This is a genomic window from Arthrobacter sp. GMC3 (assembly GCF_002929305.1).
Lineage (GTDB): Bacteria > Actinomycetota > Actinomycetes > Actinomycetales > Micrococcaceae > Specibacter.
The window spans coordinates 26,178-40,436 of the sequence record NZ_PJIO01000005.1; the positions used below are offsets into that span (position 1 = coordinate 26,178).

11 protein-coding genes are annotated in these 14,259 nt (G+C 58.7%); 4 read left to right on the plus strand and 7 right to left on the minus strand.

What is annotated here, in order from left to right; all coding sequences use genetic code 11:
* Window positions 1–2: 2 nt before the first annotated feature.
* From CXQ94_RS10030 to CXQ94_RS10045, 4 genes are all read right to left on the minus strand, one after another.
* On the minus strand, window positions 3–1,094 hold the full coding sequence (locus CXQ94_RS10030; protein ID WP_104089424.1) for a DegT/DnrJ/EryC1/StrS aminotransferase family protein: 1,092 nt from the start codon (window positions 1,092–1,094) through the stop codon (window positions 3–5).
* Window positions 1,091–1,681 (minus strand): acyltransferase, encoded by a 591-nt coding sequence (locus CXQ94_RS10035; protein WP_104089427.1) that lies wholly within the window; start codon window positions 1,679–1,681, stop codon window positions 1,091–1,093. Before CXQ94_RS10035 ends, CXQ94_RS10030 begins: the two co-directional genes overlap by 4 nt.
* A gap of 91 nt (window positions 1,682–1,772) precedes the next feature.
* The gene (locus CXQ94_RS10040; protein ID WP_181034161.1) at window positions 1,773–2,870 is read right to left on the minus strand and encodes a glycosyltransferase; all 1,098 of its coding nucleotides are present in this window, start codon (window positions 2,868–2,870) and stop codon (window positions 1,773–1,775) included.
* A gap of 7 nt (window positions 2,871–2,877) precedes the next feature.
* Complete coding sequence (locus CXQ94_RS10045; protein ID WP_104089433.1) at window positions 2,878–4,167, minus strand: nucleotide sugar dehydrogenase; 1,290 nt, start codon at window positions 4,165–4,167, stop codon at window positions 2,878–2,880.
* A 254-nt stretch (window positions 4,168–4,421) separates the two neighbouring features.
* On the opposite strand from CXQ94_RS10045, the gene CXQ94_RS10050 reads away from it, so the two are divergent.
* Window positions 4,422–5,888 (plus strand): bifunctional cytidylyltransferase/SDR family oxidoreductase, encoded by a 1,467-nt coding sequence (locus CXQ94_RS10050; protein ID WP_258066960.1) that lies wholly within the window; start codon window positions 4,422–4,424, stop codon window positions 5,886–5,888.
* Complete coding sequence (locus CXQ94_RS22875) at window positions 5,885–7,753, plus strand: methyltransferase domain-containing protein (RefSeq protein ID WP_104089436.1); 1,869 nt, start codon at window positions 5,885–5,887, stop codon at window positions 7,751–7,753. The genes CXQ94_RS10050 and CXQ94_RS22875 overlap by 4 nt, the downstream gene beginning before the upstream one ends.
* Before the next feature lie 46 nt (window positions 7,754–7,799).
* Here CXQ94_RS22875 and galE read toward each other — a convergent pair whose 3' ends face one another.
* Genes galE through rfbB form a run of 3 tightly spaced genes read right to left on the minus strand, consistent with a single transcriptional unit; the run spans window position 7,800 to window position 11,239 of the window.
* Window positions 7,800–8,816: a UDP-glucose 4-epimerase GalE gene (gene galE / locus CXQ94_RS10060; RefSeq protein WP_104089439.1), complete on the minus strand. Its 1,017-nt coding sequence runs from the start codon at window positions 8,814–8,816 to the stop codon at window positions 7,800–7,802.
* Between the two features lie 11 nt (window positions 8,817–8,827).
* Window positions 8,828–10,237, minus strand: a complete 1,410-nt coding sequence (locus tag CXQ94_RS10065; protein WP_104089442.1) for a bifunctional dTDP-4-dehydrorhamnose 3,5-epimerase family protein/NAD(P)-dependent oxidoreductase — start codon at window positions 10,235–10,237, stop codon at window positions 8,828–8,830.
* A 3-nt stretch (window positions 10,238–10,240) separates the two neighbouring features.
* Window positions 10,241–11,239 carry a dTDP-glucose 4,6-dehydratase gene (gene rfbB / locus CXQ94_RS10070; RefSeq protein WP_104089445.1) on the minus strand — a complete coding sequence of 333 codons (999 nt, stop codon included), beginning with the start codon at window positions 11,237–11,239 and terminating at the stop codon, window positions 10,241–10,243.
* A 185-nt stretch (window positions 11,240–11,424) separates the two neighbouring features.
* On the opposite strand from rfbB, the gene CXQ94_RS10075 reads away from it, so the two are divergent.
* The gene (locus tag CXQ94_RS10075; RefSeq protein ID WP_181034162.1) at window positions 11,425–13,389 is read left to right on the plus strand and encodes a GH25 family lysozyme; all 1,965 of its coding nucleotides are present in this window, start codon (window positions 11,425–11,427) and stop codon (window positions 13,387–13,389) included.
* 166 nt (window positions 13,390–13,555) lie between these two features.
* A complete protein-coding gene (locus CXQ94_RS10080; RefSeq protein WP_104089453.1) occupies window positions 13,556–14,041 on the plus strand; it encodes a hypothetical protein in 486 nt (161 codons plus the stop codon).
* Window positions 14,042–14,259 lie beyond the last annotated feature (218 nt).

The following is a 14,259-nucleotide window of genomic DNA, read 5'->3' on the forward strand; positions in this document are numbered from 1 at the left end:
GCTTAGGCACCTGCTTTCACAATGGTGTTCACGGCTGTCACGATGCGTTCAAGATCGTTCGGTGACAGCGACGGGTGGACAGGCAGCGATAGGACTTCCCTGGCGGCAACCTCCGTATTCGGGAGGTCCTCGGTGCGGTTAAAGGAGGGCAGGCGATGGTTCGGCACGGGGTAGTACACACCAGATCCAATATTGAATTCCGAACGAAGGCGGGCATGCATATCGTCCCGGCCGTGAGGAACCCGAATGGTGTATTGGTGGTAGACATGCTCGGCACCCTCGGCGATTTGGGGTGTTCCTACGCCTTCAAGGTTTGCCGTCAGGAAGGCAGCATTGTCCTGGCGCTGCTTGGTCCAGCCCATTACCTTGGTCAACTGGACGCGCCCAATGGCTGCGTGTAGATCGGTCATGCGGTTATTAAAGCCCACCAGCTCGTTTTCATACTGCTTGTCCATGCCCTGGTTGCGCAGCAGGCGCAGGTTCCGCTCCACAGTGGCGTCCGACGTCGAGACCATGCCGCCCTCACCGGAGGTCATGTTCTTCGTGGGGTACAGGCTGAACATCCCGAACTTGCCGAACGTGCCCACCTTCTTGCCATTGACGGCGGCACCGTGGGCCTGGGCTGCGTCCTCGTACAGGTCGATCCCGTGCTTGACGGCGAGCGCCGCGAAAGCCTCGGCAGCAAACGGGTGCCCGTAAAGGTGCACCGGCATGATCCCCTTGGTGTTCTCTGTGATCAGGGATTCCACGTGGGCAAGATCTAGCGTGTAATGATCCAGCTCAATGTCAGCGAACACCGGGGTGGCACCTGTCAGCGCCACCGCATTGCCGGTTGCAGCAAAGGTGAACGAAGGGACGATGACCTCATCCCCGCGCCCCACGCCGCAGGCGAGCAGTCCTAGGTGCAGGCCCGACGTTCCGGAGTTCACGGCAACGCTGGCCCGGCCGTCCAAAAGAACGGAAGAGAACTCAGTTTCGAAGGCAGCCACTTCGCTCCCCTGCGCCAACATGCCGGAGGCCATCACGGCGTCGACAGCTGCACGCTCCCCCTCGCCGATGATGGGTCTTGCTGCGGGAATGAAATCCTGGCTCATGCCTCTGCTTCCACCAAAGAATCTCCGTTTTCAACGAAGGTAGAACCCGTTTCTGGACAAACCCAGACTCCATCTCGTTCCACGAGCGGGAAGCCAGCTTTCCCGACCCATCCCCTCCGGCGTGCAGGAACACCTGCCATCAAGGCGAAGGCCGGAACATCCTTGGTAACCACGGCGCCTGCCGCAATGGTGGCCCACCGGCCAATGGTCAGCGGAGCGATGCATACGGCACGGGCGCCGATAGAAGCGCCCTCGCCAACGGTGACGCCAACCGGAGTCCAGTCGTGGGAGCTTTTGAGGCTCCCATCTGGGGATACCGCGCGAGGATAACTGTCGTTGGTCAATACCACTGCAGGGCCAATAAAGACGCCCTTGCCCAGCACGGCAGGCTCGTAGACCAGAGCGTAGTTTTGGATCTTGGTGTTCTCACCAATCTGCACACCGGGGCCAACATAAGCACCGCGGCCGACAATGCAGTTGGTGCCAAGGACGGCGTCTTCACGAACTTGGGCGAGGTGCCAGATCTTGGTGCCACTGCCAAGAACTGCCTGCTCCGATACGTCTGCGCTGGCTTCGATGCTCGTCATCCCCGGCGTCCCCTCTTTTGATCAATGGTTTACGTTCAAAGGTATGTGCCCAATGTAACCGTCTTCTAGAGTTTCATGCCCATTGTTCCAGTCATTGCCGGGCGTGCCTTACCTGAGAGTAGACAGCGGAGAACTGTTCGGCAATGAGAGACGGGGAAAAGCGTGTTGTAAGCGTTTCCGCGATGGCCGCCGGGCTCACGTGTTCGAACTTTTCTAGTGCCAGGCGCACGCCGGCGGCATAGCCTGCTGCAGTGGTGTCGCTGACAAGGACGCTATTCTGGGCCGTCAAGAAATCCCTGACGGCGGGAAGGTCTGTCACTACCGCGGGGACGCCTGTCGCGACGGCCTCGGCCGCGGACATGCAAAACGTCTCATGGGCCGTAGGCAGCACAAACACATCAGCACCGCGTAATTCTTGGTGGACCTGTTCCGGGGAGACCCTACCGGTGATGGTGAAACAGTCCTGCAAGTCGTGTGCTTGTATTTCCAGTTCTCCCCGCAAGGGGCCGTCGCCCACCCATGTCAGGGATGCGTTCAGTCCCCCTGCTCGCAGGATCCTCAGGGCTGCCACGGCAAGCTCGGGTCGCTTGCGGTTGATGAGACTTCCTACCCCCACCAGTTTCACGGCCCCGCTGGCACCGCGTCCGCGCTCTACCAGCACACCCTTGATGTCCACGACGTTAGGCACCACAGTGACGGCACCCTTGCGTGAATACCTTCGCAGTTGCTCCGCCTGGGCATGACTGACGGCCGTGACGGCGTCGGGCAGCTTCAGGAGGTACCGAAGCCACGAAAAGCAGGCCCACAGCCAGGACACACGCGCCGGTTCCGCCATGCCGCTCCAGTGTTCGGTGTGAACCCAGGGAGTCCGCATAACTGCTTGGATCGGAGCGGCCACGGCCACCGAGGTGAAGGCCATGGTGTGCAGGATGTCGGCCTCCTTGAGTGCAGCGGCAGTGTGTCGAATCAGGGCAAGGTAACTCCACGGCCGCCGCGGCGACAGGGGTATCCGGGTGACGGGTATGCCCCCAAAGTCCTCCGCGATCACGGCGCCGGCACCACCCAACCTGACATGGATGACCCGTACATCGTGTCTGCCGGCAAGTGCTTGGACGTGGCTTAGATTGAATGGAGCCGTTGACGGCGCACCGGCGTCGGGATACCAAGTGGTGAAGACGACGACCCGCACGTCCTGACTACGCCTTGCCGATGACGCGGTAGGTGACACCGGGCCACTTTTCGGCGGAGCTGATGCGCCGGCCGTCGATGAAGGCCTTGATACCTGGTAGATCAGCAGGAACCAGTGCGCGGTATTCGGCATGGTCAGCCTGCACAACCGCCGCATCCACTGGATCACCCCAGTGATAGGCCGCAAACCCGAGTGCGGCCAGTTCCTCGTCCGTGTACATGGGGTCATGGACGAGTGCCGTTCCGCCGCGGCGTTTGATGGCGTCGACGGCGTCGAACACGCCTGAGAATGCGGTTTCCTTCACGCCTCCCCGGTAGGCTGCGCCGAGCACGACGACGCGTGCCCCTGTCAGCTCGCCATAGGCACCTTCCAGCAGTCCGATGGTGTAGTCGGGCATGCCGGCGTTGGCGGCGCGGGCGGCGCGCACCACGGTCGCATCGGGATCGTTCCACAGATACAGGCGCGGGTAGACGGGGATGCAGTGCCCGCCCACGGCGATGCCGGGCTGGTGGATGTGGCTGAACGGCTGTGAGTTGGAGGCGGCGATGACCTGGTAGATGTCGATCCCGGTCTTGGCCGCGTAGCGCGCAAACTGGTTTGCCAGCCCGATGTTGACGTCGCGGTACGTGGTCTCTGCCAGCTTCGCCAATTCGGAGGCTTCAGCCGAGCCCAGATCCCACACGCCGTTGCCGCGGTCCAGGTCGGGACGGTCGTCGAAATCCAGGACCGATTCGTAGAATTCGATGGCCTTTGCCGCGCCAGCCTCTGACAGGCCGCCCACCAGCTTGGGGTACTTGCGCAGGTCCTCAAAGACACGGCCGGTCAGCACGCGCTCCGGGGAGAACACCAGGTGGAAGTCCTTGCCTTCGACCAGGCCAGAGCCTGCCTCCAGGGCTGGCTTCCAGCGGGTCCTTGTGGTGCCCACGGGCAACGTGGTCTCGTAGGCGACAAGCGTGTTTGGCGTGAGGTGGCGGGCCAGCTCCGCGGTGGCCGCATCCATCCACGCAAAGTCCGGATTGGCCTCTGAATCAACAAAGAGCGGCACTACAAGCACCACGGCGTCGGCGCCGGGGACCGCTTGGGCATAATCCGTCGTCGCCCGCAATTTACCAGCAGGAACCAGCTCTGAGAGCTTCTCCTGCAGGTGAGCCTCGCCCGGAAATGGCTCCATCCCGGCGTTGACCAGATCCACCACGGCCTGGTTGACGTCAACGCCCACCACGTCGTGTCCTTTAGAGGCGAACTGGACAGCCAGCGGTAGGCCGATCTTGCCAAGTGCGATGACAGCAATCTTCACGTTGTGGTCGCCTAATCTCTCGAATCTGCTGGATGGCCTGGGTGGAGCTGCGGCCCATGCCTTGGGACTACAGTATCGAGCTTTGCCACCAACGTACCTTTCCTGACGATGAGGGCACGTTCTTGGTCCCCGGGAACCAAACTAATAGACGCAAACCGGCCCGCTTTCATAAACAACGTCTAGGTCGACCAGACCTTTTCTCCAGCCAACGGTATTACGCTGGTGAGTTAAGTCACATGCGTGTTTTGAAGGAGATGCTCACAGTCGAAAATGATCCAGAATCCATGACCGCAGGCCCTGCCGCCACGTCCGGTTCCGGAGGGAAAACGGTTGCTGTGATCTTGGCGGGTGGCGTTGGGGCCCGGATAGGACTCTCCATTCCGAAGCAGCTCATTCCTGTGGCAGGACGAACGTCCCTTGAGCACGCCGTGGATGTATTCAATAGCTCTCCCTGCATCGATTCCATTCTGGTGATGATGGAGCCCGGCCATGTGGCGACAGCCCACAAAATTCTGGATTCCGAAAGGTTTGAAAAGCTGACGAAAATTCTGCCTGGGGGCTCCACACGCAATAAGTCGACTCAACTCGCCTTGGCCGCCATCAGTGACGACAACGCCAAGGTCCTCTTTCACGACGCCGTCCGACCACTGGTGGACCACCACATCATCCAAGCGTGTGTCGTCGCCTTAGACGAATACGACGCCGTCGATACGGCCATTGCGTCGGCCGACACCATCATTGAAGTCGATGTACAGAACCGTATTACCGGGGTTCCGCGCCGCAGTTCACTTCGCCGCGGTCAGACTCCTCAGGGTTTCCGGCGCGGCGTTCTGGCCCAGGCGTATGAAATTGCTGGAACAGACCCTGATTTTGAGGCCACCGATGATTGCTCGGTGGTGTTGAGATACCTGCCGGATGTCCCGATTGTGGTGGTAGAGGGCAGCGACGCCAACATCAAGATCACCCAGCCAGTCGATATCCATCTTGCCGACAAACTTTTCCAACTCCGCGAGTTCTCTGCCCCCGGCAACGCCCAGTCGCTGGAATTGTTGGAGGGCCAGAGCATTGTCATTTTTGGATCAAGTTCCGGCATCGGCAAGGAACTAGCATCGCTCCTGCGCCGGGCCGGAGCCACTGTCCACGGATTCAGCCGCGGCGAGAACGGCACCGACATCCAAGATCGAGCCGAGGTCCGTCGTGCCCTGGAACAATCGCACAATATCAGCGGACGAATTGACCACGTGGTTCTTTCTGCCGGGATCCTCCACATGGGGCCCCTGATGGAAATGGATGATTCGGACCTTGAGGCCAGCCTTGGTACGAATTTGACCGGCGCGATCGTGGTAGCCCAGGAGAGCTATCGATATCTTCGGGCCTCGTCGGGCTCCCTTCTGTTCTACACCTCCAGCTCGTACACGCGGGGAAGGGCCAACTACAGCGTGTACTCAGCAACGAAGGCCGCCGTGGTGAACCTGATGCAGGCTCTCGCCGACGAATGGTCACCCGAACATATCCGGGTCAATTGCATCAATCCTTCCCGCACTTCTACCCCAATGCGAACAGCCGCATTTGGCGAGGAAGATCCGTCTACGCTGCTCGGCAGCACCCATGTAGCGACGGCCAGCGCTTCTGTACTTGCATCCGCGGATACAGGTCATATCTTCGATTTGCGGTTGCCGCAGAACGATCCCATCCCGACATTTAATGAAGTGCTTCTGTGACTAGTTCACTGACAGCCAGTATCGCTGGCCTACAAGCCGCTCTGGGGGTGAATTCCGAGTTTCCAACCCCCGTGGGTGCACTGGCGAACGTGTTTTTTGGGGGACGCCGGATCTGGACATTTCGAGTTGATCCAGCCCAGTGGGACCCGCAGCTTGGACGGCTCACTGTTGACTGGCCTCCCGCACTTGTCCCACATCTTTCAGGGACAAGCGTAGCGAAACTGGAGATTTTGCAAGAACTTGGCCTGCCGGCGTCGTACGTAGCCGAAGGGACCGCGCGCTTCCGCGACCACTCAGATGAACTACAGCTCTTGGATCCACTTAGTGGCACCGAATTGGTGGTGAACAAGTGGGGACGAATGGCCAAGTCATTTGAGTCGGTGAACACACGGCTAATGACGGACGTGTTGGCATCCGCAAAGTCACTCATTACTTTGCTTGCCGACACGATGGACTTGGATCTATTCATCACCGGCGGGACGCTACTGGGTTTGGTTCGGGACGGGAAGCTGATCGCCAACGACGACGACGCCGACCTGGCTTATGTCAGCAGGCATGAGAACCCTAGTGACATTGTTTTGGAATCTTATGAGGTGGAGCGCGTTCTTGCCGAGCACGGGCTGGAGACCGTGCGTCACTCAAGCGGCCACTTGCAGGTCATGTTTGGTGGGACAGAATTCACCGACGGATACTATGTGGACATCTTCACCTACTTTGTCGCCGAGGGATGGTTTTACGGCACTTTTCACGCGCGGGAGATTTCACGAGACGTCACCGTTTTCCCTCTTGGAACCATCACGGCCGGTGAGCTCCAGTTGCCCATTCCTGCGAACTCAGAGCAGATGCTACGGGCCATTTATGGGCCTACATGGCGGACACCGGATCCTGCCTTCGAGTTCCACACTCCCGACGCTGCACAACGGCGCTTCTACTGGTGGTTGAACCACTTCGACAAATTTCGTGAGGATTGGGAAGACTACCACCGCCGGCTGATCAGTCGGGATCAGGAGCCTGCGGCGTCGGCACTGTCGTCGTGGCTCATCGCGGAACTGGAGCCGGGATCCACGGTGCTGGAAGTGGGCTGCGGCCTAGGGGCGGACGCGTTGGCTCTGGCGGCCGCCGGGCACCATGTGCTGGCCTGCGACTACAGCCGTCCGGCCATTGCCACGGCCCGCAGCCGCTCCGGATCGGCGGCTGGCAACCGAGAACCGTTGAACTCCTTGGCCCAATTCACTGTTGCGAATGTGTGCTCAATCCGAGACATGGCCCAACTGGTGAAACAGGCGGCCGCACTCGCAGGACCGGGCGTCCCGATTCAGGTGGTCTCCAAGAACCTGTTGGAGGATCTGCACTTTTTAGGAAGGGACAACACGTTGATGGTGTTGTCCCATCTGCTTGATCGTGGCGGGCGGGCCTACCTGCAAATGCGCAGTCCACAGCCCACGGAAGAATCCAGGGACCCCTACCAGCCAGATGGAGAAAAGGTCTTCGATTTGTGGGACTTCCGGCGACGGCTGGCCTTCTACAACTTGAAGATTGTGAAGTCGCGATTCATCAAGGACCCTGAGCAAGACCGTACAACCATCAGCTACATCATCGGGAAAGGTCCCCACAAAATGAGTGTCCTAGATTTCCCCCAGCGGGTGACCAGGAAGGTGGCGCGCACACTGCGCGAAATGCGCGGCAAGGGAACCGAAGCACACGACGCTGGTTCTTCAGGGCGTCGCATAGCTCGCCTGGAGCACGATCTTCAGGAACTTCAGCGCAAAGTCCTGACCCTTAACCGTGACCTGGACGAGTCACGCCGGCTGAACTTGCGGGCCGCCGAGCTGATGGATGTGGCGTTCAAACAACTCTCGTCCTAAACCGTGCGGTCTGGTGCCCTGACCTGACGCAGGGCACCAGTAACTCCTAGGAAGCGTCGTAGCCGTTCGGATTGCTTTCTTGCCAGTGCCAGTGGTCCTGGCACATCTGTGCCAGATTTCGATGCGCCGACCATCCAAGATCGGCCAACGCCGACGACGGGTCCGCATAGCTGACCGCAGCATCGCCCGGTCGGCGCGGGGCAAACTCAAACGGAACTGGCTTACCTGCGGCGTCACCAAACGCCTGGATTACTTCCAGTACTGAAGACCCGTTGCCGGTGCCCAGGTTCCAGGTGAACACTCCCTGGTGGGTTGGCAGGTAGTCAAGAGCTGCCAGGTGGCCTGCGGCGAGATCCATAACGTGGATGTAGTCGCGCACACCGGTGCCGTCCGGCGTTGGGTAATCGTTGCCGAACACCATGACCTTTTCCCGGCGTCCTACTGCAACCTGGGCAACGAAAGGCAGCAGGTTGTTGGGAATCCCGGTGGGATCCTCACCAATGCGGCCAGACTCATGGGCACCAACCGGGTTGAAGTAACGCAACAGCGCCACACGCCAGGTGGGGTCCGAGGCACCCAAGTCCGTGAGAATGTCCTCGATCTGCTCCTTGGTGCGCCCGTACGGGTTAGTCGCATCCAACGGCATCTTCTCGATTAGCGGTACCTCTTCGCTGGCACCATAAACGGTGGCGGACGAACTGAACACCAGAGTGCGAACGCCATGCTTGTCCATGGATGCCAGCAGGGTCAGGGTGCCCACAATGTTGTTCTGGTAGTAGCGCAGCGGCTGGGCCACTGACTCCCCCACCGCCTTCAAACCGGCAAAGTGGATCACTGAGTCAAAGTTGCCCGTTGAGAATAATGCGTCAACACCGGCGGCGTCCAGCAGGTCCAGTTCAACAAATTCTGGGTGCCTGCCTGTGAGTTCTTCGACCCTACGCAATGATTCCGGGGATGAGTTCGCCAAGTTATCAAGCACGACGACACTGTGCCCGGCTTCCAGCAAACAAAGTACTGTATGCGAGCCGATATAGCCGGCGCCGCCGGTGACCAGAACTTTCATGGTGTCCTTTTCTACTTGGCCAGGTATGAGGCGAGACGGTGCCGGGATGCCGCCGGGGTGAATCCTGTGGCCTTGATGCGGTCCAAGTTCAGGGTGCTGTTCAACGGGCGTGGTGCCGCTTGCTTGCCCTTGAAGTACTCCTGAGTACTGACCCCAGTCACGGCGTTCCGGTCCGCCCCCGAAAGTTCGTAGACGTCCGCGGCGATCTCGGCCCAGGACTGCGGCTCACCATCATTGCTCAGGTTATACACACCGTAGTCCGCCCCAGTCTCGAGCAGGTGTTTGATCCCGGCGGCGATGTCTTCGGTAAAGCTCAACCGGCCAATCTGGTCATTGACCACGCCCGGAGAGATCCCCCGCTCAGCAAGAGAAGCCATGGTGCGGACAAAGTTATTGCCCTCGCCAATGACCCAGCTGGTGCGCACAATGTAATGCCTGGGCACCACAGAAACGACAGCGTCGCCGGCAGCCTTCGTCTGGCCATAGACACCCAATGGCGAAAGGACTTCGTCTTCGCCATGAACCTCCGCGGTACCGTCAAAGACGTAGTCGCTGGAAACATGAACCAAAGTAATGCCATGGGCGGCGGCGACTTTAGCCAATCGCGCCACAGCGGTGACGTTGATCGCCCATGCAGCTGCAAGTCCCTCGGGGGTCTCGGCCGTGTCAACGGCCGTGTACGCGGCGGCATTAATAATGGTCGAGTAATTCTTCCAGTTCTTCGCCGAATAGGAAGCCTCCGCGGTGAGGTCAAACTCGGCGCGAGTGGCGAAATCAACGCTTGCATCGCCGTCGTACGCTAACCGCAACGCCTTACCCAACTGCCCGTCAGCGCCCAGCACCAACGTCTTCTTCGAGGGCATCGGGACAACCTCGCCCAGACGCGGGTGAGCCTTGTCCTTATCGGACAGCTCAGCCTGCTCCAGCGGGATCGGCCACGCAATGGCGGCGGTCTCATCGGCCAGGTTCAAGAAGGTGTACTGGCCCTGCGCGTCGGCAGACCAATGGTCATTGACCAGGTACGTGTACGCGGTGTTGTCTTCCAACGTCTGAAAAGCGTTTCCCACACCGCGAGGGATGAAGATGGCCTGCGAAGGATCCAACTCGGCCGTGAACACCGCACCGAAGGACTCGCCGGCACGCAGATCAACCCAGGCGCCGAAGATCTTCCCGGTCGCGACGGAAATGAACTTATCCCACGGCTCGGCATGAATACCGCGCGTGGTGCCGGCCTTCTCGTTGAAGGAAATATTGTTCTGTACCGGGGAGAAATCGGGCAGGCCTAGGGCCACCATCTTCTCGCGCTGCCAATTTTCCTTGAACCAACCACGGTTATCACCATGAACCGGAAGGTCATACAGAACCACGCCGGGAATCGTGGTTGGCGTGGCTACAAGCTTCTTGGAGAACTCAATGCTCATGGTCTACTGGCCCTGTTCCTTGTACTTAGCTTCGGTCTCAGCCTTCTGCGGGCGCCACCAGGACTCGTTCTCCCGGTACCACTTGATGGTGTCCTCGATGCCTGCATCAAAGTTAGCGAACGACGGCGTCCAACCCAGTTCGGTGCGCAACTTCGCCGACTCGATGGCGTAACGAAGATCATGCCCCGGACGGTCAATAACGTGGTCGTAGGCATCGGCCGGCAGGCCCATGTGTGTGAGGATCTGCTCAACAACGTCTTTGTTGTTCTTCTCCCCATCAGCACCAATCAGGTAGGTTTCGCCAATGCGGCCCTTTTCCAGGATTGCCAGAACTGCTGAGGAGTGATCGTCGGCATGAATCCAGTCACGCACGTTCTCGCCCTTGCCGTACAGCTTGGGACGGATACCGTCGATCACGTTAGTGATCTGGCGCGGGATAAATTTCTCCACGTGCTGGTACGGGCCATAGTTATTGGAGCAATTGCTGATGGTGGCCTGCAAACCAAAAGAACGCACCCACGCACGGACTAACAAATCCGAGCCGGCCTTCGTGGAGGAATACGGGCTGGATGGGGCATAAGGAGTGGACTCAGTGAACCGCTGCGGATCGTCGAGCTCAAGATCGCCGTACACCTCATCGGTGGAGATGTGGTGGAAACGCTTGTTATGCTTCCGGGCCGCCTCGATCAGCGTGTACGTGCCAATAATGTTGGTATCCAGGAACGGGCGGGGATCATGCAGCGAGTTGTCATTGTGCGATTCAGCCGCGTAATGCACCACAGCATCCGCGCCACCCACCAAACCATCAACCAGCTCTTCATCGCAGATATCGCCCTGCACAAAGGTAAAGCGATCTGCGGGCAGCCCGTCTAGGGAGGCCAGGTTTCCGGCGTATGTCAGCTTGTCCAGCACCGTCACGTTCATGTCAGTGTTTTCAAGGACGTAGTGGACAAAGTTGGAGCCGATAAATCCGGCGCCGCCGGTCACAATGAGATTTCGCATTGTTCCAGCATACGGGTATTGAAGGGTTACTTCCGGGAATCCTAACCGCGGCACCGCACTCAATTTAGGCGTCTACTTACCCCGCATTCACGCGCCGCCCAGGTAACATTGACAAACGAACGAGTGCTCCGCTATTCCCATTGCGGAAAATCCCGTGTGCCGCTTCGCCGGAGTACACCAGAAAATTGATTACTTACAAGGAACTCATGAAATCCAGTCCTGTATCCGCGCGGCTTGCAGCCCTGGCCATCGCAACGATGGTGTTTGCTGGCCTCGGGCCCGCTCAAGTGTTCGCTTCTCCAGATAGCACGTCCCCCGCAAGCAAGTCGAGGCAGGCCAACGAGTCATCCAACGACGCTCCCGCGATATCAAACACACTAGGCCTTTCAGAGGCACCCGATACAGCAGCGACGCCTTCTGTTGGCACATCACCTAGTCCTGAAGTGCTGCCCACACCTTCTTCAAGCCCCTCGACCACGCCAAGCACAAGTGCTCCGACCGAGTCCACGGCCGCGAAGTCACAAGTCGTCTCCGATGCCGGCGCCGTCATGGGGCAAGCTGGCAAGAACGCACCGCAGCCAGCAGCCACGAAATCACGATTGTTTTCCACATTTGCAGCACCGACCGTTGGTGAACAACCCTCCGGCACGGAAGGCAAGCCCCTAGGCCTAGACGTCAGCGGTTGGCAACCCACGATCGATTGGAACGCCGTAAGACGAGCAGGGGCTCAATTTGCCTACGTAAAGTCTTCAGAGGGCACTGAGGCGAAGAACAACTTTTTCGCCCAGCAATACAACGGCTCGGCATCTGTGGGCCTACTTCGCGGTGCCTACCATTTCGCCATTCCAAATGTCTCCAGCGGCGCGTCACAGGCCAGAGTTATGCTTGCCTCCGGCGGCGGCTGGTCGGCAGACGGGATTACGCTGCCTCCTGCCCTGGACATCGAGGACAACCCTCGGGTAGCGACCGACGGCACCAACAAATGTTACGGAATGAGCCCGGCGGCATTGGTCAACTGGGTCAGAGATTTCACTAACACCATCAAGGCATCAACTGGCGTGGACCCCGTTATTTACACGGGTTACTACTACTGGCAAGAGTGCCTCGGCGGAAGCAATGCGTTTGCCAACACCAATCCGCTGTGGATCGCCGCGTATTACGCTTCCAGCCCGTGGATGCCAGGGCAATGGCCAAAACACACAATCTGGCAGTACGCCAATAACTATGCCGACCAGAATCAGTCGATTCCAGCCACATTCCCCGGCGACCAAAACGTTTTTAATGGAACCTATGCTGATCTTTTGAAGTTGGCCACTACAGGGCCTCTTTCGCCTCAGCAACAAATCCAAATTGCTGCAGCTTCCAACCCTTCGGTTGGATCACCAACGAGTGGAATCTACTGCACCTTAGTCCGGGGCGGTTGCTACCAAGCGTTCGTCAACGGCGCGATTCTATGGAACTCCGTAACGGGAGCCCAAATGAGCACCTTCGGACCTATCCGCGACCACTGGGGTGAGTCCGGATATGAGGCAGGGTCCTTAGGGTACCCGACTTCTTCCAAAATTTGCGGACTACGCGATGCCGGCTGCTACCAGATGTTTGAGGGCGGAGCTATTTTATGGTCTCAGTCCAGCGGAGCCAAAACCTCTGCCTTCAATGCAATCAGGGGAACTTATTCAGCCCACGGGCTTGAAAACGGACGATTTGGATATCCAGTATCTGACGAAGCCTGCGGGCTAAAAGGCGGAGGCTGCTATCAGATGTTTCAAGGCGGCGCTATTCTTTGGTCACCCACCACCGGGGCTCAACCAAGCTACTTTGGAGGTATTCGGGAAACATACCGTTCCCTTGGATTCGAGAATGGCCGACTTGGCTATCCCGTAGGCGACGAGTACTGCACACTTCGAGATGGCGGATGCTACCAGTCATATGAGGCAGGATCACTCATTTGGGCGCCAGGAATCGGAACGACCCTGAGCCCTAATGGCTCCATCCGGACAGTTTGGGGATCATTGGGCTTTGAGAACGGTTGGTTGGGCTATCCCCTAAACAGTGAATACTGCACCACCGCGACTTCCTGCCGGCAGGACTTTGAAGGCGGGTCGCTAACGTGGACTTCGTCAAAGGGTGTAACTGTTAGCCGCCGCTAGCGAGTTGGTGGGAGCCTGCTTCCAGATGGGACTAATCTCAAGTGCTCGAGATCTGCCCCATCTGGTGAATCCCGGCCGGATTCATCCCCGAGCCGGATCCCCAACCCCACCGTTCTGGGCTTAAGTAGTTGGTGTAGTCTAGTTACGCAATATATGGAGGATCACCTTGAAGAAACTTTGGGCAAGTAGTGTCCTTTTCATTGCCGGAGCAACCCTTGTTACCGGCTGCACCATCACCGACAATACAGTTCCGGCATCCGCTACTTCAACACCTTCGGCCCTTCCCAGCGAGGTGCCCTATCCCGCCCCGACAGCCGCAGTAGACACCATGCTGACAATCACTTTGCTCAGCGGTAACGCCATGGCCGTGACCACTCGTCAGCTATCGTGCAACGGGACCAAAGCCGTTGAAGGCACCAACTTTCCTGAAGGCGACATGGCATGTGCCGCCGTACTCGCCTCGGGCAAACTACTCCAGTCAACGCCAAAACCGAATGACGAACACGTTTGCACTGGTACCAATGACCAGAACATTGCAGATGTCTTTGGCATAGCTGACGGGAAACAAATTCGCGTCTCATTCACGCGGAGCAATGTGTGCAACATCAAGGTCTGGGACAAGCTCACGTCACTCATCGGCACCGGGCACTAGTGGACAGCTCGAAACCAGGACACAAGAGTAATTTCTCAGCCGTTGGCCTGTCCTCAATAGTTGCCGCACTTTGTGGCTACTTAGTGCTTTTCATTTCCTCTCATACACTCTCCGCGGAAGACAACGCCAACTTTTTGGCGTTCTGGGGCGTCATCCTTGGCTTATTCGGAGCCCTCACCGGCCTCATGGCTGAGGCAACACGAGCGGTCAAATCTCGA

What these genes read in the sequence shown, in the direction of transcription:
- CXQ94_RS10030 (WP_104089424.1), bottom strand. Translation starts at nt 1,094, where the DNA reads ATGAGCCAGGATTTCATTCCCGCAGCAAGACCCATCATCGGCGAGGGG.
- CXQ94_RS10035 (WP_104089427.1), bottom strand. Translation starts at nt 1,681, where the DNA reads ATGACGAGCATCGAAGCCAGCGCAGACGTATCGGAGCAGGCAGTTCTT.
- CXQ94_RS10050 (WP_258066960.1), top strand. Translation starts at nt 4,422, where the DNA reads ATGCTCACAGTCGAAAATGATCCAGAATCCATGACCGCAGGCCCTGCC.
- galE (WP_104089439.1), bottom strand. Translation starts at nt 8,816, where the DNA reads ATGAAAGTTCTGGTCACCGGCGGCGCCGGCTATATCGGCTCGCATACA.
- CXQ94_RS10065 (WP_104089442.1), bottom strand. Translation starts at nt 10,237, where the DNA reads ATGAGCATTGAGTTCTCCAAGAAGCTTGTAGCCACGCCAACCACGATT.
- rfbB (WP_104089445.1), bottom strand. Translation starts at nt 11,239, where the DNA reads ATGCGAAATCTCATTGTGACCGGCGGCGCCGGATTTATCGGCTCCAAC.